Consider the following 21,971-nt stretch of genomic DNA (forward strand, 5'->3'; position numbering starts at 1 on the left):
GAATGTTCGTCTCAGACAGAATAATTCTGGGGAGCTTGAATCGGTTAAGAATAGCGGTTTCCGCGATTGATGACCGCCTGAAAAATACGAAATGTCAGCTTAGAGCAAGTTTGTGTCGCTCTATAACAAATCTGGCTATGTTATCCCAAAGCGCTTTTGCCGATACTGTAAATAACAGATTCTTTGGTTTTATCTGGAAAGAGCATAGCCGGTTTAGATTAAGCCTATTTAGACTAAGCCAAAGGGCACGGGATATTAAAAGCGTGCTTTAAAATAACTTAGCGCAGTGCTTGGTTGCCATGGATTAACCTCAAAGTGACTGCGCCGTAAATGATAAAACAGCTCGTTCGATTATGGCATTCGAGTTAACAAGGTAAAGATTGATATGACTACACAGCAGGTTACACGCGCACTGTTTGATGACGTTATGGTACCGAACTACAACCCGCAGCAGATGGTGCCGGTGCGCGGCGAAGGTTCTCGCGTATGGGATCAGGATAACAACGAATATATCGATTTTGCCGGTGGCATTGCGGTAAATGCCTTGGGGCATTGTCATCCTGAACTGGTGTCGGTTCTAAAGGCACAGGCGGATAAACTTTGGCATTTGAGCAACGTATTCACTAACGAGCCAGCACTGCGCTTAGCGAAAAAACTGACCGATGCGACCTTTGCGGACAAGGTTTTCTTCTGTAACTCCGGTGCGGAAGCTAACGAAGCCGCTTTCAAACTGGTACGTAAGTATTCTTACGATAACTTTGGTGCCGAGAAGAACGAGATTATCTCTTTCAAACAGGGTTTTCATGGTCGTACGCTGTTTACCGTTTCTGTGGGCGGTCAGCCAAAATACCGTGAAGGTTTTGAACCGGCTCCGGGTGCTATTGAGCATGCTGAGTTTAATAATCTGGACTCACTTAAAGCGCTAATCTCCGATAAAACCTGTGGAGTCGTGCTTGAGCCAACCCAAGGTGAAGGCGGTGTGATTCCAGGTGATGCTGAATTCCTGAAAGGGGTGCGTGAGTTATGTGACCAGCACAATGCCCTCTTGGTATTTGATGAAGTGCAAACCGGCGTAGGCCGTACAGGTCATCTGTATGCCTATATGGAAAGTGGCGTTGTGCCGGATGTACTGACAACGGCTAAATCTCTGGGTGGTGGCTTCCCAATCGGCGCGATGCTGTGCAGCGATAAAGTGGCTCCAAGTCTGGGCTTTGGTACTCACGGCAGCACCTACGGTGGTAATCCATTGGCTTGCGCGGTCGCTGAGAAAGTGTTGGATATCATCAACACGCCGGAAGTGCTGGCAGGCGTTGCGACCCGTAATACGCTTTTCAATGAAGAACTGAACAAATTGAATGAGCGCTTTGGTATCTTCAAAGAAGTCCGTGGCAGCGGCCTGCTGATCGGTGCAGAACTGATCGAAGCATGGCACGGCAAGGCGGGTGAATTCTTAGCCGCAGCCCGTGAGCAAGGCCTTATGATGCTGGTCGCCGGCCCTAACGTGATTCGTTTTGCCCCATCACTGATTATCCCAGAAGTGGATATCCGCGAAGGTATGGCGAAGCTGGGTGATGCCATTGCTAAGGTAGTGGAAGCTGCTGAGGCGTAAGAATCTAGCCCGAATAAAGCGGTAATGCTAAAAATGCTAAAACGGTCATGGGTGAAAACCCATGGCCGTTTTTTTGTGTTTGTTTTGATGGCCTTAATCGGGTTTTAGCGCCCCTTGCGTTAAGGGTCACTTATGCCCCGCTTTCATAATCACTCGCACTATCATCATTCCCATGCACCGGAAGTTTCCGGGGCTAACGAGTGCAAGATACTGCTCTTTTTCTTTCTAATTTTTCAGCTTTATGATCGTCGAGGTGATCGGTGGCCTGGTCTCAGGCTCTTTGGCCGCAAAGCAGCCGACACCAAGCGCACCTTTGGCTATCTGCATTTTGAAGTGATTGCCGGTTTTATCAATGCTATTACTCTGTTTTTGATTGTCGGCTGGATTCTATTTGAAGCCTGGGAGCGCTTCAGCGAGCCTCAGCCAGTACTGGCTGGGCCTATGATGGCGGTGGCGATTGCAGGTCTTGTGGTCAATATTCTGGTGTTCTGGATTCTGCCCCGGGATGACAGCGAACACGTCAATATCAAGGGTGCTGCGCTGCATGTGCTGGGCGATCTGTTAGGTTCCATCGGCGCAGTAGCCGCTGCGGTGATTATTCACTTTACCGGCTGGACACCTATCGACCCGATTCTGTCGGTGGTGGTCTCCCTGCTGATTCTGCGCAGTGCCTGGGCGTTGCTGGCGAAATCCCTGTATATCCTGCTGGAAGGCGCACCGGACAACGCGACTCCGGGACGTGCGCTTGCGTCCTGAGAGCGATGCCATGGCACGTGAGGTCACTCAGGCGGTGGAGCAGGAGCTAAAAAACAAGTTCCGGATTGAACACGTGACCGTCGCCGTAGACTGGAATGAAGGCAGTTCCAGTGTTTGCAGTTTATCGGAGCCTTCTGGCGACAACTATGAGCACGACCATGATCATTCACTTCAGCATCAACATTAAGTGAGGAGTTAGAGACTATGTCGACACCACATCATCATGACACCCTGTCCCTGCAGGACAGCACCATTCTGGCAGAAACCTTCCGCCTGCTGGGCGACCCCAGTCGGTTACGAATTCTGTTCTACTGCCTGAACGAGCCGAAATCCGTGGGGGATATCGAAGCTGTCCCAGACCCTGGTCAGCCACCACCTACGTTTGCTGCGCGGGGAAAGACTGGTTGTCGGTGAGCGCTGCTCCCGTCATGTGTTCTACGCACTGGCGGATGATCATGTACGGGATATGCTTAAAGATATGGTCGTGCATATTAATGAAGATCGAGAAGGTCGCATAGAGAGCGATATTGAGTCCTCTGAAGGAGATAAGCTTCTCCTTAAGAAAATTGCAAAGCGTTAACTCAACCATTCATCAAATTTAAGGATTATTTGATCTTGTCGTTCCTTAACATCGTTTGGAGTCCACATTTGTTTATCAAAAAGGCCTAGTGTTATAGGAAATGTAGTTGCCTGGTTGTTTGAACGGAAATATGTGTCAAGTTTATCTCGGAATTCCTTATTTCCTGCTGAGGAGTTTTTCTTTCTACTAAGAAGAGCTAGATTGCCTATTTTATGTGCCCATTCGTTTCTTTCATCATCACTCCAATCGAATTCATTAACCCACTGTGAATTCTGTTTTGGTGACTGAGGAAGGATGTGTTCGATAGTGACTGTAATATTGTCATAGCTCCTATCTTGATCTCCATGAAGAGAGTCAGCTTTTGTCATAACTAGTCTTCGTAGCCGTGGCTGCAACTTATAGACATCTTCTTTAAGTGCTTTTAATGTGCTTTCCTTTTCTGTGGGGTCAAAATTAATAGCTTCTCCAGACTCGATTTTATATATTATTTTTCCTATTGCTCTTATTCGTTTTGATGCATAGGTTGAGGTCAAGAACATACTGAACATTATTTTTTCTAGTTCTGCCATGTTTTTTGTTGCTATTTCTTCGGAATCGGTTTTTTCATTCATTCTCTTTATTATTAATATGGCAGCCGGTATCCAGTCTTTGTTGTTGCATTTTTTTAGCCATTTTATATGGTTGTTTATTTTTTTGTTATCGAATCTTTCTTTTATTATGTCGTCAAGAATATCTGCATAAGGAAATATTTGATCTCTGAGAAGCTCGATGGGATTTATTTTTTTGCTGCTTATATGCTCTCTGATCTCTTTAATGATTGATGATTCGTATTTTTGTTTTTTCACAATCATTCTGTAGTGAGAGAAAAGATCATTAAATACTTCCCTTCCTAGACGCTCTTCAGTTTCTTCCCATCGGTTAGTGTACTCATCACGATAATGGCTTTCAATATTGCCTATGAGCTCTGATTTAAGGATATCTGCAAGAGTTAAATCTAGCCCTCTGCTATTCATGATGGAGAATATTCTATAAGCGGATTCATAGTTGTCGCTTGATATTAATACAATATGGCACTTGTTGATTATAAACTGTGTGAAATATTTTTTTTCTTCAATAGGCTTGCTATCTAATAGCTTTATGAATAATTTTTTGTTTGCATCTATTCGTTTTTGAGCATCGTTCACAGGAGGGCTGTAAGGCCTATCTAGGTCTAATGGGTTTTGTACTTCTGTAGAAAAAAACGAGCTGTCCCTTTGTCTTATTTTAAGCCTGGGTTGTGCTTGAATGTCTCTTAATAGATCGCCAGGCTGCATAATGAATGACTGAATTCCTCTTTGAAACTCGCTGTCTGCTGATAGAGAGTTTCTCAATTCAGCTAGTAAAATAGTCAATGTGGTCAGGCGTTGTTGACCGTCAATAACTTCTGATTTTGCAATGTTTTCTTTCTTAATTACTACAATGCTACCTAAGAAATACTCATCTTCTTTGCTGTTGTATGCATCGAAAAGATCGTCAAAAAGCTGATTTGCTTGATCTTCTTCCCATGAGTACGGACGTTGATAGTCTGGGATTTCAAAAGAGTAATCACTACTGAAGAGTTTGTGTAAGGCTAATTCGTGACTTTTTAGTGACATATTACGTCCTGTATTTTCAATGGATTACTGAGGATATCTTTACCCATAAGCTCGGCAAAATCTAGAGTGATTTAGGCCCCCAATCTAAAAAAAAGGTCGCATCCCGGACAGAAACTCTTGCCTGCTTCAACAATAATGGAGACAACGCAAAATAGGATGTCTTGAGATGAGTAACGACTTTACCCAATGGCTTGAGTGGATCGATTCACAGCACGACACCATGCTGGCCAATACCATTGCCCTTTCTGAAATCAACTCAGGCAGTCTGAATGCCGCCGGTGTAAACCGTGTGGGCGATGAGCTGATCCGTATTTGCGAGCCTTTAGGTGGCGAGGTTGAGCGTATTAAGGTTGCGCCTTATCAGAGTGTAAACAATCAAGGTGTTGCTGAAGAGTTTCCCCTAGGGGATGCGATCCGTATTCGTAAGCGTCCGGAAGCGCCGTTGCAGATTTTTTTCTGCGGCCATATGGATACCGTATTTGCCATTGATCACCACTTCCAGACCATCACCTGGCTGGATGACGATACGCTGAATGGCCCCGGTGTTGCTGATCTTAAAGGCGGCCTGATGGTGATGTTGACGGCAATTCAGGCCTTGGAGCGCAGTCCGTTTGCTGAGTCTATCGGTTGGGAGATTCTGTTTAACTCCGATGAAGAGATCGGCTCTGCCGCGTCTGCCCCTTTGATTGCCGAAGCGGCACAGCGCGTTAATTTAGGTTTGATCTACGAGCCAAGTTTCCCCGATGGCAATTTGGCTGGTGAGCGTAAAGGCAGCGGTAACTTCAGTGTTGTGATTCGTGGCCGTGCGGCACATGCGGGGCGTGAACATCATTTGGGGCGTAATGCGATTCGTGCTATGTCGGACTTTATCGTCATGCTGGATGACCTGAACGGTCAGCGTGATGGCGTGACGATCAACCCTGGTTTTATCGAAGGCGGCGGGGCAGTCAATATTGTGCCGGATCTGTGCGTTTCTAAATTTAATATCCGCCTAGAGCAGCCAGAGGATGAGGCTTGGTGTGAGCAACAGTTAGCGGATATTCTTGAGCAGATCAACCATCGAGACGGTATCACTATTGAGCTGCACGGTGGCTTTACCCGTAAGCCTAAGGTGTTGACCCCTGCTAATAAAAAGCTGTTTCAACTGGCTAAAGAGTGTGGTGCAGATTTAGGTATGCAAATTCAGTGGCTGCCAACGGGTGGCTGTTGCGATGGAAATAATTTGGCGGCGGCAGGTATTCCCAATATCGACACTTTGGGGGTACAGGGTGGAAAAATTCACTCCGCTGATGAGTATGTCAAAGTCGCCAGCTTTACCAAGCGGGCCAAGCTGAGCGCTCTGATGCTAATGAAACTGGCCACCTCAGATGATCTGAGCTGGCTGGGTGTTCAGAAGGAGAAAGGTTGATGCTGGTACTGCGTCCTTTAGCGTTTCACGATCTGGCAGGGCTTGAACGCCTTGCAGTGATCTCCGGCGGCCGCATGACCACGCTGCCGGATAACCGTGATCATCTGAGTCAGCTGATCAGCAATACCCAGCAATCGTTGCGTAAAGAGGTTGAGCGTCCGGCGGGTGAGAGCTATCACTTTGCGCTGGAAGATACGGAAACCGGTGAAGTGGTGGGGGTTTCTGGTATTGAGGCGGCGGTTGGGATTACGTCGCCGTTTTACAGCTACCGTATTGATGATGTGGTCCATGCTTCCAGTGAGCTACAGATCCATAACCGAGTACCGGCGCTGCATCTTTGTCAGGATTACACGGGAGCTTCTCGCCTTTATACCTTGTTTATGGATGACCGGCTTTTAGGCAAAGAACATCGACAATCAGAGACGATTCATCTGCTTTCCCGTGCCCGTATGCTGTTTATCGCAGCACACCCTGAGCGTTTCTCTCCTCGCCTGATTGTGGAACTGCAGGGGGTGGCGGATGAGAAAAATCAGTCACCGTTCTGGGAGTGCCTCGGTCGTCATTTCTTCAATATGGATTTCAACAAGGCCAATTATCTCACCGGTATTAATTCCAAAGGCTTTATTGCCGATCTGATGCCCCACTATCCGGTGTATGTACCTATGCTGCACCCTGATGCTCAAGCCGCATTAGGGCAAGCGCGTAATGATATGCGCGATGTGCAACGCTTGCTAGAAGATGAGGGCTTTGAGTACCGCCGCTATGTGGATATCTTTGATGCAGGCCCCACATTAGAAGCTCGAACGGAATCTGTACGCAGCGTCAATCAAAGCCATACTCTTGCTGTTTCTATCGAGGGTAATGGTATAGAGGATGGTGATATAAAGAATGATCTTGCTGTCGCTAATAACGACCAGCCCCTCGCCTTAATTAGCAACAATCAGCTACAAAACTACCGCTGTATTTTAGGCTCGCTGAACTCGGATAAACCGACTATTTCAGCGGATCAAGCTGCAGCGCTAGAGCTAAAATCCGGCGATAACGCAAGCGTGTTATGGCTTTAAAGTCAGGTCAATAATAATAACTTGCTCGAACTTTCTATCGAGCTTCTTTCTAAGATTTTGAGGAGTACCCCGCCATGATGGTGGTTCGTCCCATTCAGGCTAATGATCATAATGCCTTGCGAGAACTTGCTCGCAAAACTGGTGCAGGCTTTACCTCCTTGCAGGATAACGATGAGCAGGTCACGGGTAAAATTGAAAGTGCTCTGGAAGCATTTAAGCCCAGTGCTATTCCCGATGAAGCCCTGTACCTGTTTGTCATGGAAGATACCGATACCGGTGAAGTGGTTGGGATTTGCGGCATTGATGCTGCCGTTGGTTTAAGCGATCCTTGGTATAACTATCGAGTTGGTACACTGGTACACGCGTCCCGTGAACTGAATGTCTATAACCAGATTCATACCCTGACCATCTCCAACGATCACACCGGCTACTCTGAGTTGTGTACATTATTTTTAAGCCCTGAAGCCCGCCATAGTAAAAATGGTGCTTTGCTGTCTAAGTCTCGCTTTATGTTTTTGGCTGAATTTCCTCAGCGCTTTAACGAGTACCTTATTGCTGAGATGCGCGGTTATTCCGACGACAAGGGTGTGTCTCCATTTTGGGAGGGTTTGGGTCGTCACTTCTTCTCTCTAGATTTTGCCGAAGCGGACACACTGTCTTCTATGGATAAGGTGTTTATTGCTGAGCTGATGCCGAAGAACACCATCTACACCAATCTGCTGCCAAAGGATGCTCAGGAAGCGATCGGTAAAACCCACGACGCAACCACCCCAGCCCGTAAGCTGTTGGAGGCAGAAGGCCTGCGTTATACCGGCTATATCGATATTTTTGACGGCGGCCCTACCCTCGTTTCCCGCACCAATGATGTGCGGGCGGTGCAGGAGAGCCGTTATGTAAAAGCCCATATTCTGGATGCGAAAGCCGAACACCAGCCGCAGGGTGAGCTCTATTTAGTTAGTACCACTGATTTTACGAATTTTCGCTGCTGCATGACCGCTGTGGATGCAGCAGGTAGCCAGAGTTTTGGCTCGCACAGTTTTGGAAACCATATTGTCGGCCTGCCACAAGCGGTTGCCGACGCACTTCAGATTACAGAAGGCACCACCGTACGTATTGTACCTATGGCCTCTGGAAGGAGATTTTGAAATGACTGCATCACATCTGATTAATGGCCAATGGCTTGTCGGTGAAGGTTTAGAATTTACCTCCCTGAACCCGGCAACCGGCGAGGTGATTTGGCAGGGTAAAGAGGCCTCTGCGGCACAGGTTGAGCTGGCGGTCAACGCAGCCCGTGACGCTTCTGTCGAGTGGGCGATGACGCCTTTTGCTGACCGTGAAGCGATTGCGCGTCGCTTTGCTGAGCTGCTGGGTGATAACAAAGAAGAGATGGCGACGATTATCGCCACGGAAACCGGTAAACCGATCTGGGAAACCCGTACCGAAGTAGGCGCCATGATCGGCAAAATCGCGATCTCGGTAAACGCTTATAACGAACGTACCGGCAGCCGTGTGAGTGACGTTGCCGGTGCTCGTGCGGTTCTGCGTCATAAGCCTCATGGTGTGGTTGCGGTGTTTGGCCCTTATAACTTCCCCGGTCATCTGCCGAATGGTCATATCGTACCATCACTGTTGGCGGGTAATACCGTGCTGCTGAAGCCCAGTGAACTGACCCCTCATGTTGCAGAATTTATGGTGCAGCTGTGGGAGAAAGCCGGTCTGCCAGCGGGGGTTCTTAACCTGTTGCAAGGGCAGAAAGATACCGGTATCGCCTTGGCCGGCCACGACCGTATTGATGGTTTGTTTTTCACCGGTAGCTCCCGCACGGGTCATATTCTGCATGAGCAGTTTGCCGGACATCCGGGCAAGATTCTGGCACTGGAGATGGGCGGCAACAACCCGCTGATCATCGACGAAGTGGCTGATATGAAAGCTGCGGTACACGAGACGATTCAGTCTGCGTACATCACCAGTGGTCAGCGCTGCACTTGTGCCCGTCGCCTGTTTGTACCTGTTGGTGAGTGGGGCGATCAGTTTATTGCTCAGCTGCAGGAAACGGTTAGCCTGATCAAAGTGGGCGGTCAGTTTGATGAAGACGCACCTTTTATGGGCAGCCTGATCTCCGAAACTGCCGCTGATGGTATGGTCGCCGCACAACAGAATCTGTTGTCTCTAGGGGCCAGCCCTCTGGTTAAGCTTGAAAAGCTGAAGCCGGGTACTGGTTTTCTTTCACCGGGTCTGATCGATGTGACTGCCTTGGTTGAGGCCGATACGTTACCTGATGAGGAGTACTTTGGCCCGCTGCTACAGGTGATCCGTTTCAGCGATTTTGATGAGGCGATCCGTCAGGCCAACAACACCCAATACGGCCTGTCTGCTGGGTTATTCAGTGATAGTGAAGCGCGCTTTAATTACTTCTACGACCGTATCCGTGCCGGCATCGTCAACTGGAACAAACAGCTGACCGGCGCAGCAAGCAGTGCTCCGTTTGGTGGTGTCGGTGCCAGCGGTAACCACCGCGCAAGTGCATACTACGCAGCGGATTACTGCTCTTACCCTGTAGCGGGGATGGAAGCGGATCATCTGGTATTGCCGGAGAACCTATCTCCAGGCCTGACCCTCAAATAAAACGTATTCAATAGCAGGTGGATGATGAAAGCATTTGAAGCAAACTTTGATGGTCTGGTCGGGCCAACTCATAACTACAGTGGTTTGTCTTTCGGTAACGTTGCTTCCCAGAGCAACGGAACCCATGCATCTAACCCAAAACTGGCGGCGTTGCAGGGCTTGCAAAAAATGAAAGCCCTGCACGATATGGGCATGGTTCAGGGGGTGCTAGCACCTCAGGAGCGTCCTGATTTGTTTACCCTGCGCCGTTTGGGTTTTACCGGTTCCGATGCCGATGTGCTGGCGCAGGCAGCAAAAGAAGCGCCACGTATTCTGGCCGCCTGTTGTTCCGCATCCAGCATGTGGACGGCCAACGCCGCTACGGTATCTCCAAGTGCTGATACTGCAGATGGCAAGGTGCACTTTACACCGGCTAACCTGACCAATAAGTTTCATCGCTCGATTGAGCATGAAACCACAGGCCGTATTTTGCAGGCGACCTTTGCAGACCAGAATCACTTTGCCCACCATCCGGCGCTGCCGGGTGTGGAGCACTTTGGTGATGAAGGTGCAGCGAACCATACCCGTTTCTGCCACGCGTACGGCGAGCAGGGGGTTGAGTTTTTTGTTTTCGGTCGTAGTGCTTTCGACAGTCGTTATCCAGAAGCCAAGAACTGTCCAGAACCCAGAAAATACCCGGCGCGTCATACGCTGGAAGCCTCTCAGGCCGTCGTCCGCCTGCACGGTCTGAGTGATAGTCATGTGGTTTATGCACAGCAACATCCGGATGTGATCGATGCGGGGGTTTTCCACAACGATGTGATCGCTGTGGGTAATCGTGACACCTTGTTTTGCCATGAACAGGCGTTTCTGGATCAGGCGGCGGTTAAGCAACAACTAACCGATACGATGGGTGGACGCTTTAATATTATTGAAGTTCCCGCTAACCGTGTATCCGTAGAAGATGCGGTTCAGAGCTATCTGTTTAACAGCCAACTCTTGAGCCTACCGGATGGCCGCACCCTGCTGGTGATACCGGAGGAGTGTAAGAACAACGAACGGGTTTGGAGTTATCTGTCTGAGCTGCTCAATGGCAGTAGCCCGATCGATGAACTCAAAGTATTCGATCTAAAACAGAGCATGAGCAACGGCGGTGGCCCCGCTTGCTTACGTCTGCGTGTGGCAATGAACGAAGCGGAACTGGCGGCATTCAACCCGGCCACCCGTATGAGTGATGAGTTGTTTGATACGCTGAACAACTGGGTAGAGCGTCATTATCGTGATCGCATTGTGGACGCCGATCTGGCTGATCCTCAGCTGCTGATCGAATCCCGTACCGCACTGGATGAGCTGACTCAGATCCTGAAGCTGGGATCTGTGTACCCGTTCCAGCGGGCTTGATCGACCCCTGATCTTCCCTGCGAAGATTCATTTTAAGCCTCTTGTGCGCAGCTTTTTTGCGAGCTTTCTTGCCCCGACCTGAAAAGGTCGGGGCTTTTTGTGCAGAGGGACTTACTCCCGATTCAGCGCTTCCAGCAGTTCAATCTCAAAAATCAGATGGCTGTTAGGTGGAATCTTATCACCAAAGCCCCGTTCGCCATAACCCATCTCGGCAGGTACCTGTAGTTTGCGTTTTCCGCCGACTTTCATACCTTTTAAGCCTTCTACCCAAGCGGCGATTACTTTCTTACGGCTCAGCACTACCTGAAATGGTTGGCCTTTGTCGTAGGAGTTATCAAACTCGGTGCCGTCTTCCAGCCAGCCGCGATAGTGAGTCGTCACCAAGGCTCCGCCTTTTTTCACTTCGGTACCGGTGCCTTCGGTAAGGTCTTCAATAATTAGCTGTTTATCTTGGGACATTTTGTTCTCATCTTGTTCTTATTAAGGGCTAGTTGTGTAATGGCCTACAAGGATTAGAGCCTTTTTGGGGTTTAGGTTTTTTTAGAGCTTAACGACAGTATGGGAATACTCATACGGGCGATAAAATGATCCCACGGTTCTGGTCTTGCAAGGAGGAAACCTTGAGTCAATTCGGCTTCTTGCTGGCGCACAAATTCAAGCTGCTTTTCTGTTTCAACCCCTTCAACCACCACGCGCATATTAAGTGTATGGGCCATTGCAATAATGGTACGCACTAGCGGGGCATCGTCTTGAGTATCCAATGTTTGAATAAAGCTACGATCCACTTTAAGTTCATCAAATTTGAGATCGTGGAGGTAGCTTAAGGATGAGTAGCCGGTACCAAAATCATCCAATGAAAGCTGTACACCTAAAGCACGAATCTTAACTAGCTTGTTTTTGATCTCTTGCTCGATTAATAGAGACTCAACAACTTCTAAAATTAACTTCTGGGGTGGAACATGATAGCGCTTCATCAGGGCTTCAAGTTGATCAACAAAGTTATCTTGTTTTAGCTGTAATACGGATATATTAACCGATAGAGAAATAGGCAGGGTTTCTAGCAAAGAGCAGGCTTTATGCAGAACCCAGTCGCCAATGGGTAAGATAAGTTCCGTTTCTTCTGCTAGATCAATAAAGTGATACGGTGTTAGCAAACCTTTCGCGGGGTGGTTCCAGCGAATCAGTGCTTCTGCTCCAGCGACCTGACCTTGCAGGTCAAACTGGGGCTGTAAGAATAATTCAAACTGTTTTTTGTCAATCGCCGTTTTCAGTTCCCGTATGGCACTGGTGCGCTCTTTTAAGCCAAGGTGAACATCAGAGGAGTAAAGGGCAAAGTTGATGCCTGACGTTGAACGGCGCACATGCTGTAGTGCCAGTCTGGCTCTGTGCTGTAGGGTTTCAATATCGGAGCCGTCTTCTGGGTAGCAAGCCAAGCCAACCTGTAGCTGCAAGCTGTAGTTTTTACGGTTAACCAGCCATGATTTATCATTGACGGTATAAATCAGGTGGCTAATAAACTGCAGGGTGTTTTCTCGACTATCTTCCGAAAATAACGCTAATCTATTGGCTGGTAAGCGCACTAGGATTGCGCCTTTATTTTGGCTGGACACTAATTTAAGCATAAATTCAGCGAGCTGTTGGAAAGCTTCATTTCCCGCTTTAAGGCCATGTAGTTCATTAATAATGTGCAGCCCTTGAACGCGAAAAATAGCCATATAGCCATAACTGCTTTTTAACTGTGAAGAAAAGTGCTTGTGGATATACGCAATTCTGGGAAGACCGGTGACATCATCAAAGCAGGTTTTTTGATAAAAATCTTCCTCAACTGTACGCCGCTGAAAAGCCTCGGCATATTGGGCAATAACACCGGCAAGTGCCGAACAGGCGCTTTTTTCAGCATCGCTCCAGCTTTTATAATGCAGGCTGCCAAAGGTTAAAACACCCCTAAGGGTTCCACCCAGATAAATAGCGGCCATGGCAACCGATTGCACATGGTAGTCGGCAAAAAAATCGAGAATAGCTTTAGCATTATTAGGCGATTGCTGGGTAAGCTCTAATGTTAAATTGAAGGTGATAACGGGTTTTTCTTGTAATTGGGAAAGGCAGTATTCGATCACGCTTACCGGCAGTTGTTCACCGTTCATGGATGAGTTACTGGCTTCACAGATAGCGTACTTTTCATCTTCATCGATCAGCCAAATAGAGGTTATTTCCGAGTGAATTAGCTGCTGGCCCTCAACAATAAGTTCCTCTAAAAATGCGTGTTGGTCTGGCTGTTCTTGAAAGCGTTGGCGCAATTTCTGAATGCTATTTTGCTGATCCGATAACGCTTTACGGGTCTCTGCAAACTCCTCCATCTCTTGAAGGCTTTGCTTGCCTTGGGAGGATATGCGCCTGATTAGCCATATAGTTGCACCGCCCAAGAACAGCAGCATAAGAAATACCCAGGGTAATAGCTGCAGTAACAGTTTGGTGCCAGGATTTGCTGGCTCCCATGATAGATGAGCTTGGGTTATGCCTCTATGATCAAGAATGGGATAGGAGTGCAGCACGGCAATGGGTTCTTGCCATAGATAAAAATCCTCGATTTTAGTGTGCGCTCTAATACGCTCTGACAGCAAAGGAGCCAACCGCTGGGCAAAGATAAAAGAATGGCGTTGATCTTGCACTAAGCTTGATGAATTTTCCCGCATAATAGGGTGAGATGCGAAGGCCCAAAGTTCATCATTGATAACCCGTAATCGAGTAGATAACGCTGGAATGGATAATACGGCTTTTTCTATATCTGAGAAATTAGGTGGCAGACTATTGGCTTTTCCTTCGTAGCTGCTAAAAATCAGATGCTGTTGATCATCTCTGACAATAACCCATCCGACCGATAGCCCGCTGTACAGGTGGTTGCTAAAATTGCTGGCAATCCATCCCGGGTTAGGTTGTGGAAGAGATACCCATTGGGTATAGGCCTCATTTTGAATCGCATATTTTTTGACTTGACTCAGTAGCTGGATTTGAGCACGTTCAACGGTGTTTTGAATCGATTCTTGGGTGTACTTTATATCTTCAGCGTCAATCGTTTTTGCAGCGGCCCAGACAAGAGTAATAATCAGCAAAAATGAGATCGCAAATAAGGATGTAATCCAAATAAGAGTGTTTTGATATTGCTTAGAAATGTCAAACGAATGAATCTTCAAGGATGTTACCTGTAACAGACGGGTGAATCCGGCTAAGTTTACGGGGTTTGCAACAATTGTCGATCTGGCGCACTTAGCATTCTTTTGATGTAAATCAATTTATACGACGGTATAAGTCGTCATATTTTGAATGGCCAAATTTATCGTTTGAGTTGAATGGGTTACAGCTTGACTTGAATAGATTATTGCTTGATGGGACATCGCAATAGAACCTCCGTGTCTATTTTTTTGGCTATTTTTCGGATTCTTTCTTGGTTGTTTTTATAGGTACTCTATTCCTCAATTAAGGTATCAAGAGGATAGCCGCGAAACGGCTTTACGGTGGTGAGCACCACATGGCTACTGATATTCACCATGCCGGGTAGTATATCTAAAAGTTGATCATTTATCGCGTTATAGCGGGCCATATCTGGTGCGACAATACGTAGAAAAAAGTCAAAACTACCACTAACGGTATAGCATTCGACCACTTCTGGATGGCCTTGGGCTGCGGTTTGAAAGGTACGAAAAGCCTCAGTGCTTTGGTCTTTTAAACTTACCGTGACAATAACCTCTACACTACGGCAGATCTTCGGCAAATTCAGCGTGCCTAAATAAGGCCCAATCAGCTGAGCACTTTCCAGTTTTCGTACCCGATTAAGACAAGAGCTAGGAGACAAACCCACGCGGTCAGCAAGATCTTGATTGGTGATACGGGCTTCGCTTTGCAGAGTCGAAAGAATCTTTTGGCTAATATTGTCCAGTTGCATGTTATCGGTTCTTTTAGGCTTGTTTTTATGATGGGCGACCCTCTTTTTAACTCTAATCAGATTTGAACTTCCTTAATAGAGTCAGCTTTGTCGCAGTTTTTGCAGCTTAGACGCTAGTTTGCGGCTGTGATGGGGTCGGTGCAAGTTTTTTTGTTGTCACCGAATTTTATTTGGTAGGTTGGATGTTTTTCTGCAATATCTGCATTTTTTGACTGAAATCAAACAGCCTATTTTGCAATTTCGACACTAAACTTAAGCCATTAAATAGCCACTTTTAAAGTGCTAAACAGCTGCTTTTTTTAGCAAAATTGATGACTGGCTTAATCCATTATTTAGGGTAGGAAGGCTTATGTTGATTATTCGTCCATGCCAATTGGCAGATCTTGATGATCTAATGGCACTGTCTCAAGCCGTGGGACGGGGAATGACCTCTATGCCAGCAGACCGTGAAGCTTGGTTGAACAAGATTACAGCCACCGAGCGTGCGTTTTCAGCGCAAGGTAAAAACGATCCGATGAGCACTTACTTTATGGTGCTGGAAGATCCTGCTTCAGGTCGTGTCATCGGCTCAACGGCTGTGTACACCGGCATTGGTTTAGATCGCCCTTTCTACTCTTATAAAATATCGACATTGGTCAGCAGTTGCAGTGACCTCTCTGTGACCCGTCAGTCCCGTGTGCTCAGCATGGTGAATGATTACACCGGCGCAACCGAAGTGGGTTCTCTGTTTGTTTCCCCAGAATATCGTAAGCCGGGTATGGGGCAGTTTTTATCCCGTGCTCGCTTTCTGGCGATGGCTGATTTCCCTGAACGCTTTAGCGATACCGTTATGGCTGAACTGCGTGGCTGGCAAGATGAGGCCGGTGATTCGCCCCTATGGGAAAATCTTGGGCGGCAGTTTTTCGGTATTGATTTTCAAGAAGCGGTTCACACCGTGGCTCTTAAAGGCACCCAGTTTATCTCTGATCTGATGCCCAAATATCCGATCTATATCAACTTGCTACCGCAAGAAGCTCGGGACGTAATCGGCAAGCCAAACGACTCCTCAGCGCCAGCGTTACATATGCTGAAAAAAGAGGGTTTCCAGTTTACCGGCTACGTGGATCTATTTGATGGCGGGCCATCGGTGCAGTGTGCTCGGGATGAGATTCACACCGTACGGGAAAGCGTCACCGGCAATGTGCGTATCAGCGCCCATGTTAAAGATGGTGATGCACTCTTTATGCTCAGCAACGGTGAAGCGGAACACTATCGCGTGGTTTTAGCCCCAGCCCGACTTTCTGCCGAGGGTGTTCTGCTAATCCAACAGCAAGCCGCAGATGCCCTGTTACTGGATACGGATCATGACTTCAGCTCTGCACAAGTACGTTTTATGCCGTTTCAGCCAAAAGCATCCGCTGCTGCCTGCGCGGCATAGAATGTCGCTTTTATACCGGCAGTTAATACCGTCTACTTGTGATTAACGCCATCTACTTGCGATTAACACCTTTCTTCTTTAGCGGAGGTTAGGTGATAGCAGTACCTTACCCGCTAGATTCATTCTCTAGATAGCCCTGCCTTACCATATTTTTAGTCAACAATATAAAAATTTCATAGAAACTGTACTGTAAAAAAAGAATTGAAGAAGAAAAGGTTTCTCGGCTATTATCTAAAAGCTATTAGCTCTCTACTGCAATATTTTTCTATGCTGCACCTGATTGATACAGGAGAAAGTAGTGGTGCCTATCACTAATCAAAGAACATTAGCTGAGATCGCAACGATCCGTACCGGCTACACCTTTCGTGGCAAGGTGACGGAGCTGACAGACGGCGGTAATGCACATATCGCTCAAATTAAAGATGCCCGCCGTGCGTGGGAGGCGACAAATACCGCTGTTTTGTGTGCCGAGCAGTTGCCCAGAATTCAGTGGGAAGGGAAAGATAAAGTCTTTGTCGGCGCGGGTTCCGTTATTTTACCAGCCAGAGGGTCTAAAGGTGGGTATTTTCGGGCATCATGTATCGCCAGAAAGCATGATGATGCGTTACCCATTGCCGTCAGCGGCCAGTTTCTAGTTATTACACCCAATAACGCTGTATTGCCTGAATTTCTCTGCTGGTCTCTGAATCAACCCGCCATGCAATACTGGCTGGCAGAAGGTGCCGGTAGCCAAGGCAGCAGTATTGTGATGCTGACCGCTAAAATGGCAAAAGAGTTAACACTGGATATTCCCAGTCTGGAAACGCAACAGAAAATCCTGCATATCAATCAACTGTGGGAGCAGGAACAGGCGCTGACACAGGCCCTGCTAAAAAATCGTGAAACCCAAATGCAAGGCATGTTTCAGCAATTGCTTAAGGAATCAAAATAAATGAGTACCGATAAGATCAATCAAGACCGAGCCATCAGCCAAGAGCAAGTGAACAAAGCCCTCTGGAACGCCTGCGACACCTTCCGAGGTACTATCAGCGCCGATACCTACAAAGACTTTATCCTGACCATGCTGTTTCTGAAGTACATTTCAGACGTTTGGCAGGATCACTACGATGGTTACAAAGCGGAATACGGTGACGAGCCGGAGCTGATCGAAGAGATGATGAAGAACGAGCGCTTTGTTCTGCCATCTTCTGCCAGCTTTTACAGCCTTTACGAAAAGCGTCACGAGCCGGGTAACGGTGAGCGCATCGATCAGGCGCTGCATGCCATTGAAGAAGCCAACGGCACCAAGCTAAAGGATGCTGGTAAAAGCGTGTTTCAGGATATCTCCTTCAATACCGATCGGCTGGGCGAAGAGAAGCAGAAAAACACCATTCTGCGTCACTTGCTGGAAGACTTTGCCAAAGATGACCTGAATCTGAAACCCAGCCGCGTTGGCACGCTGGACGTGATCGGCAGCGCCTACGAATACCTGATTAAAAACTTTGCCGCTAGCGGCGGTCAGAAAGCCGGTGAGTTCTATACCCCGCCGGAAGTGTCTGACCTGATTGCCGAGCTGTTAGACCCACAACCGGGCGACAGCATTTGCGACCCAGCCTGTGGGTCGGCCTCGTTGTTAATGAAGTGCGCCAGCAAAATCCGCAAAAATCACGACAGTAAAAACTACGCCCTGTACGGCCAGGAAGCGATTGGCTCCACTTGGTCGCTGGCAAAAATGAATATGTTCCTGCACGGCGAGGACAATCATAAAATCGAATGGGGCGATACCATCCGCAACCCTAAGCTGCTGGATCAGAACGGTAACCTCAAGCTGTTTGATCTTGTCACCGCCAACCCGCCATTTTCGCTGGATAAATGGGGCCATGATGAAGCTGCCAACGACAAGTTCAGCCGCTTCCGCCGTGGCGTGCCGCCTAAAACCAAGGGCGACTACGCCTTTATCCTGCATATGATCGAAACGCTCAAACCTGCTTCTCAAGGTAAACCCGGGGGCCGTATGGGGGTCGTCGTGCCACACGGCGTTTTGTTCCGTGGTTCCAGCGAAGGTAAAATCCGCAAACAACTGATTGAAGAAAACCTGCTGGATGCCGTGATCGGCTTACCGGAAAAACTCTTCTACGGCACCGGTATTCCCGCCGCGATTCTGATTTTTAAAAAGGAAAGAGCCACACAGAATGTCTTGTTTATTGATGCCTCCCGCGAGTTTAAAGCCAGCAAAAACCAGAACCTACTGACCGAAGCCAATATCAGCAAAATTGTGGACACCTTCCGCAACTGTGAAAACGTCGGTAAGTACGCTTATGTAGCCACTCTTGATGAGATCAAAGAGAACGACTACAACCTGAATATCCCCCGTTACGTGGATACCTTCGAGGAAGAGGAAGAGATCGACCTGATGGCCGTGCGCGCCGAGCGTGAGAAGCTGAAAGCACAGCTGAATGAACTGGAAGGTGAGATGGATAAGTACCTAGCCGAACTAGGCTATTCGGCAGCTGAAAAACAAGGAGCATAGGCTATGGAACAGCAACAAATTCAGTCCCTTACAGCAACCTTTGAGGGCCATGCCCAGCAAACAGAAGGCGGTGTGGAGTACTGGCTAGCGCGAGACCTTCAGCACCTGCTGGGCTATGGCAAGTGGGACAACTTTGTCAGCGTGATATCCAAAGCCAAAACCGCCTGTGAAGTCAGCGGCCATGAGGTGCCCGACCATTTTGCTGACGTCGGGAAAATGGTCGAGCTTGGCTCCGGCAGCCAGCGTGAAATCGACGATGTGATGCTCACCCGCTACGCCTGCTACCTGATTGCTCAGAATGGTGATTCCCGTAAGCAGCAGATTGCTTTCGCCCAAACCTATTTCGCCATGCAAACCCGCAAAGCCGAGTTAATCGAACAGCGTCTGTTAGAAGCAGAGCGGGTTCAGGCCAGACAGAAATTGTCAGCCACTGAAAAAGAGCTTTCCGATGTGATCTATGAACAAACTGGAGGCAATAACAACTTCGCTTTGATCCGCAGCAAAGGTGATACTGCCCTGTTTGGACGAAATACCAAAGCGATGAAAGCCCAGTGGCAGGTGCCGGATAATCGTCCCTTAGCTGATTTTGCACCGACCATTATTCTTAAAGCAAAAGACTTTGCTACCGAGATCACTATTCACAATGCCCGAGGGCAACAGATGACACGGGAACAACAAATCTCCCATGAGCACGTTACCAATAATCAGGCTGTACGCGATACCTTACTAAATCGCGGCATTCGACCTGAACACCTGCCACCAGCGGAAGATGTTAAAAAAGTGGAACGTCGTTTGGCTTCTTCAGAGAAAAAGTCCATTAAAAATCCTGATGCACTGGGTTTGGGAGATGATGCCCATGAGTGATTGTATGTTGATGGAATGGTTTAAAGCGGAATGGTCTGAGTACCTAAAGGAGCTGGGTTATGGTGCCTGAGGGGTGGAAGCCAGCCCAAATAGGAGATCTGGCCAAATTTATGTCTGGCGGAACTCCTAGCAAACAAAAAGCTGAATATTGGGGCGGATCAGAGCCTTGGGTCTCAGGCAAGGATCTGAAAACACACTACTTGGTAGATAGTATTGATACCTTGAGTCGTGAGGGGTTTAACGTTGCGAAGAAAGCTCCACAAGGTTCGTCTCTGATTCTTGTTAGAGGGATGACTTTGTTGAAAAACTTTCCTGTTGGCTATGCAACCAGAGAGGTGGCGTTTAATCAGGATGTGAAGGCACTTATACCTGTTTCATCCGTGGATGGATTATTTCTATCTTTCCTGCTAGTTGCGGAAAAGCACAAAATCCGCCAGCTCGTGAGTACAGCTGGTCATGGTACGGGACGGCTGGATACAACTCTAATTCAAGAGTATCCGGTTAACCTCCCCCCTCTCTCTGAGCAAAAGAAAATCGCCCAAATCCTGTTTACTTGGGATAAGGCCATTACCACTACCGAACAACTGTTTGCCAACAGTCAGCAGCAGAAAAAAGCGCTGATGCAGCAATTACTGACAGGGAAAAAACGCCTGCTGGATAAGAATGGAGAGAGGTTTAGCGGGGAGTGGGAAAGCCATCATCTCAAAAAGCTCCTCCAAATATCAAAAGGGAATCAACTTAATAAAGACACTCTTTCAAAATCTGGCGAATATGCGGTGATAAATGGCGGCATTGAGCCTTCTGGATATACGAGTAAATATAATACGGAAGCCAACACCACCACAGTCAGCGAAGGTGGAAATTCTTGTGGTTTTGTAGGATTCCAATCGACCAGATTTTGGTGTGGCGGTCATTGCTACGCCATTAAGAACCTTAAAATTGACTTGAACTTCACATACCAACTTTTGAAATTCAATCAATCCAAAATCATGAGACTTCGAGTTGGATCTGGTCTTCCTAATATCCAAAAGAAAGATTTGGAGGCACTATCGGTTGATTATCCTATTTCACAAGAGGAGCAACAAAAAATCGCTGCTGTTCTCTCCACCGCCGATCAGGAAATCACCATCCTGCAGCAGAAGCTGGATCACCTGAAACAAGAGAAAAAAGCTCTGATGCAGCAGCTACTCACGGGTAAACGCCGGGTGAAAACTGACGACATGGAGGCCGCATGACATCAAATAAACAGCCTCGTACTATTCAGATATTTCTACCTAGCGGTGATCCAGCCGGTATTCGTATTGCAGAACAAACAACTTCGATACTCAGGTTGATTGAAGTACCCCGAAGCGATATTGCTGAGTTTGTAGCACTGCCTGAGGCTAAACAGGTCGGATTGTATTTTTTAGTCTCTGGGGAAAACAAAGATGAGTTGTATATTGGTCAGTCGGGTGAAGTAGGCGCTCGCCTAATACAGCATCATAGAGATGAGAAAAAAGATTGGGAGCGAGCGCTTGTATTGGTCTCGCTTACCAATAACCTGACACAAACCCATGTACTCTATTTAGAATCGTTGTCCATTGAAACAGCAAAAAATTGCCAGCGCTATAGCCTTCAGAATGGCAATGGTGGCCAAAAGCCCCATACACCGATTCCACTGAAAGCTGACTGCGATCAAATCCATGATATCGCCAGGCTTTTATTGGCTACTCTGGGGTATCCCATTTTTGAACCGCTAACAGAGTCAGCCTCTGACACTGCCACTCGGGTTTTTAAGTGTCGCCGTACTGGCGTTGATGCGCATGGTATTTATACCAATGAAGGCATGGTTGTCTTGAAAGGCTCTTCAGCTCCCATGACGACAAAGCGCAAGACGGAACAGCGTTTTTACGATAAACGGGATAGTCTTCTGGCTAAAGGTGTGATTGCTGTAGAAGGTGGCCGCTTCGTGTTTCAACGTGATTATCTGTTTCAAACCCCTAGTGCTGCTACGATGTTGTTGCTTTTGGCTACATCCAATGGTTGGGTTGATTGGAAAACAGAGCAGGGGGTGACCCTGAATGATTACCAAGGCCGTACGCTTGAGACTGTCAGTGAAAGGGCCGAACAGGCAGTTGTAAACTAAAAGTTTACAACTGCCGCCGGCAACAACTCTTCGAATTTACATTGAATTTAAGTAGCTTTG

At 47.6% G+C, this 21,971-nt stretch carries 19 protein-coding genes; 15 read left to right on the forward strand and 4 right to left on the reverse strand.

All coding sequences use genetic code 11. The features are described from left to right. The first annotated feature begins 385 nt into the window (after window positions 1-385). The 4 genes from G517_RS0103070 to G517_RS21340 all read left to right on the forward strand — a co-directional run bounded on the left by G517_RS0103070 (window position 386) and on the right by G517_RS21340 (window position 2,945). Window positions 386-1,609, forward strand: coding sequence for an aspartate aminotransferase family protein (locus G517_RS0103070; protein ID WP_028303181.1), 1,224 nt, complete (start codon window positions 386-388; stop codon window positions 1,607-1,609). A 132-nt stretch (window positions 1,610-1,741) separates the two neighbouring features. After that, window positions 1,742-2,365, forward strand: coding sequence for a cation diffusion facilitator family transporter (locus tag G517_RS17565; RefSeq protein WP_245543181.1), 624 nt, complete (start codon window positions 1,742-1,744; stop codon window positions 2,363-2,365). A gap of 10 nt (window positions 2,366-2,375) precedes the next feature. Next, on the forward strand, window positions 2,376-2,552 hold the full coding sequence (locus tag G517_RS20995; RefSeq protein WP_245543182.1) for a hypothetical protein: 177 nt from the start codon (window positions 2,376-2,378) through the stop codon (window positions 2,550-2,552). A gap of 195 nt (window positions 2,553-2,747) precedes the next feature. Further along, complete coding sequence (locus G517_RS21340; RefSeq protein ID WP_425413768.1) at window positions 2,748-2,945, forward strand: hypothetical protein; 198 nt, start codon at window positions 2,748-2,750, stop codon at window positions 2,943-2,945. Here G517_RS21340 and G517_RS0103085 read toward each other — a convergent pair. After that, a complete protein-coding gene (locus tag G517_RS0103085; protein ID WP_028303182.1) occupies window positions 2,942-4,579 on the reverse strand; it encodes a DUF262 domain-containing protein in 1,638 nt (545 codons plus the stop codon). The genes G517_RS21340 and G517_RS0103085 overlap by 4 nt on opposite strands. Window positions 4,580-4,745: 166 nt before the next feature. On the opposite strand from G517_RS0103085, the gene G517_RS0103090 reads away from it, so the two are divergent. The 5 genes from G517_RS0103090 (at window position 4,746) to astB (ending at window position 11,056) form a co-directional block, all read left to right on the forward strand. Further along, window positions 4,746-5,987, forward strand: coding sequence for a hydrolase (locus tag G517_RS0103090; protein ID WP_028303183.1), 1,242 nt, complete (start codon window positions 4,746-4,748; stop codon window positions 5,985-5,987). Further along, window positions 5,987-7,051: an arginine N-succinyltransferase gene (locus G517_RS0103095; RefSeq protein WP_028303184.1), complete on the forward strand. Its 1,065-nt coding sequence runs from the start codon at window positions 5,987-5,989 to the stop codon at window positions 7,049-7,051. The genes G517_RS0103090 and G517_RS0103095 overlap by 1 nt, the downstream gene beginning before the upstream one ends. Before the next feature lie 74 nt (window positions 7,052-7,125). After that, on the forward strand, window positions 7,126-8,196 hold the full coding sequence (astA, locus tag G517_RS0103100) for an arginine N-succinyltransferase (RefSeq protein ID WP_028303185.1): 1,071 nt from the start codon (window positions 7,126-7,128) through the stop codon (window positions 8,194-8,196). A gap of 1 nt (window position 8,197) precedes the next feature. After that, window positions 8,198-9,676 (forward strand): succinylglutamate-semialdehyde dehydrogenase, encoded by a 1,479-nt coding sequence (astD, locus tag G517_RS0103105; RefSeq protein ID WP_028303186.1) that lies wholly within the window; start codon window positions 8,198-8,200, stop codon window positions 9,674-9,676. A gap of 24 nt (window positions 9,677-9,700) precedes the next feature. Continuing rightward, a complete protein-coding gene (gene astB, locus G517_RS0103110; protein WP_028303187.1) occupies window positions 9,701-11,056 on the forward strand; it encodes an N-succinylarginine dihydrolase in 1,356 nt (451 codons plus the stop codon). 111 nt (window positions 11,057-11,167) lie between these two features. On the opposite strand, the gene G517_RS0103115 is transcribed toward astB, so the two are convergent. From G517_RS0103115 to G517_RS0103125, 3 genes are all read right to left on the reverse strand, one after another. After that, window positions 11,168-11,515, reverse strand: coding sequence for an FKBP-type peptidyl-prolyl cis-trans isomerase (locus G517_RS0103115; protein ID WP_028303188.1), 348 nt, complete (start codon window positions 11,513-11,515; stop codon window positions 11,168-11,170). Between the two features lie 71 nt (window positions 11,516-11,586). After that, on the reverse strand, window positions 11,587-14,247 hold the full coding sequence (locus G517_RS0103120; RefSeq protein ID WP_028303189.1) for an EAL domain-containing protein: 2,661 nt from the start codon (window positions 14,245-14,247) through the stop codon (window positions 11,587-11,589). A gap of 272 nt (window positions 14,248-14,519) precedes the next feature. After that, a complete protein-coding gene (locus tag G517_RS0103125) occupies window positions 14,520-14,996 on the reverse strand; it encodes an Lrp/AsnC family transcriptional regulator (RefSeq protein ID WP_028303190.1) in 477 nt (158 codons plus the stop codon). A gap of 349 nt (window positions 14,997-15,345) precedes the next feature. On the opposite strand from G517_RS0103125, the gene G517_RS0103130 reads away from it, so the two are divergent. The 6 genes from G517_RS0103130 to G517_RS0103155 all read left to right on the forward strand — a co-directional run bounded on the left by G517_RS0103130 (window position 15,346) and on the right by G517_RS0103155 (window position 21,911). Continuing rightward, window positions 15,346-16,413 (forward strand): arginine N-succinyltransferase, encoded by a 1,068-nt coding sequence (locus tag G517_RS0103130; protein WP_028303191.1) that lies wholly within the window; start codon window positions 15,346-15,348, stop codon window positions 16,411-16,413. A 301-nt stretch (window positions 16,414-16,714) separates the two neighbouring features. Next, window positions 16,715-17,344: a restriction endonuclease subunit S gene (locus G517_RS0103135; protein WP_245543183.1), complete on the forward strand. Its 630-nt coding sequence runs from the start codon at window positions 16,715-16,717 to the stop codon at window positions 17,342-17,344. Next, complete coding sequence (locus G517_RS0103140) at window positions 17,345-18,922, forward strand: type I restriction-modification system subunit M (protein ID WP_036590241.1); 1,578 nt, start codon at window positions 17,345-17,347, stop codon at window positions 18,920-18,922. A gap of 3 nt (window positions 18,923-18,925) precedes the next feature. After that, window positions 18,926-19,786 carry a DNA damage-inducible protein D gene (gene dinD / locus G517_RS0103145; protein WP_028303194.1) on the forward strand — a complete coding sequence of 287 codons (861 nt, stop codon included), beginning with the start codon at window positions 18,926-18,928 and terminating at the stop codon, window positions 19,784-19,786. A 59-nt stretch (window positions 19,787-19,845) separates the two neighbouring features. After that, window positions 19,846-21,021 carry a restriction endonuclease subunit S gene (locus tag G517_RS20410; protein ID WP_084632038.1) on the forward strand — a complete coding sequence of 392 codons (1,176 nt, stop codon included), beginning with the start codon at window positions 19,846-19,848 and terminating at the stop codon, window positions 21,019-21,021. Beyond that, window positions 21,018-21,911, forward strand: coding sequence for a GIY-YIG nuclease family protein (locus tag G517_RS0103155; protein WP_028303196.1), 894 nt, complete (start codon window positions 21,018-21,020; stop codon window positions 21,909-21,911). Before G517_RS20410 ends, G517_RS0103155 begins: the two co-directional genes overlap by 4 nt. Window positions 21,912-21,971: the final 60 nt, after the last annotated feature.

This window comes from Oceanospirillum maris DSM 6286 (assembly GCF_000422865.1).
GTDB lineage: Bacteria > Pseudomonadota > Gammaproteobacteria > Pseudomonadales > Halomonadaceae > Oceanospirillum > Oceanospirillum maris.

Excerpts from the sequence above, each read along its gene's own strand:
- G517_RS0103070 (WP_028303181.1), top strand. The coding sequence starts at position 386 with ATGACTACACAGCAGGTTACACGCGCACTGTTTGATGACGTTATGGTA.
- G517_RS17565 (WP_245543181.1), top strand. The coding sequence starts at position 1,742 with ATGCCCCGCTTTCATAATCACTCGCACTATCATCATTCCCATGCACCG.
- G517_RS20995 (WP_245543182.1), top strand. The coding sequence starts at position 2,376 with ATGGCACGTGAGGTCACTCAGGCGGTGGAGCAGGAGCTAAAAAACAAG.
- G517_RS0103085 (WP_028303182.1), bottom strand. The coding sequence starts at position 4,579 with ATGTCACTAAAAAGTCACGAATTAGCCTTACACAAACTCTTCAGTAGT.
- G517_RS0103090 (WP_028303183.1), top strand. The coding sequence starts at position 4,746 with ATGAGTAACGACTTTACCCAATGGCTTGAGTGGATCGATTCACAGCAC.
- G517_RS0103095 (WP_028303184.1), top strand. The coding sequence starts at position 5,987 with ATGCTGGTACTGCGTCCTTTAGCGTTTCACGATCTGGCAGGGCTTGAA.
- astA (WP_028303185.1), top strand. The coding sequence starts at position 7,126 with ATGATGGTGGTTCGTCCCATTCAGGCTAATGATCATAATGCCTTGCGA.
- astD (WP_028303186.1), top strand. The coding sequence starts at position 8,198 with ATGACTGCATCACATCTGATTAATGGCCAATGGCTTGTCGGTGAAGGT.
- astB (WP_028303187.1), top strand. The coding sequence starts at position 9,701 with ATGAAAGCATTTGAAGCAAACTTTGATGGTCTGGTCGGGCCAACTCAT.
- G517_RS0103115 (WP_028303188.1), bottom strand. The coding sequence starts at position 11,515 with ATGTCCCAAGATAAACAGCTAATTATTGAAGACCTTACCGAAGGCACC.
- G517_RS0103125 (WP_028303190.1), bottom strand. The coding sequence starts at position 14,996 with ATGCAACTGGACAATATTAGCCAAAAGATTCTTTCGACTCTGCAAAGC.
- G517_RS0103130 (WP_028303191.1), top strand. The coding sequence starts at position 15,346 with ATGTTGATTATTCGTCCATGCCAATTGGCAGATCTTGATGATCTAATG.
- G517_RS0103140 (WP_036590241.1), top strand. The coding sequence starts at position 17,345 with ATGAGTACCGATAAGATCAATCAAGACCGAGCCATCAGCCAAGAGCAA.
- dinD (WP_028303194.1), top strand. The coding sequence starts at position 18,926 with ATGGAACAGCAACAAATTCAGTCCCTTACAGCAACCTTTGAGGGCCAT.
- G517_RS20410 (WP_084632038.1), top strand. The coding sequence starts at position 19,846 with ATGGTGCCTGAGGGGTGGAAGCCAGCCCAAATAGGAGATCTGGCCAAA.
- G517_RS0103155 (WP_028303196.1), top strand. The coding sequence starts at position 21,018 with ATGACATCAAATAAACAGCCTCGTACTATTCAGATATTTCTACCTAGC.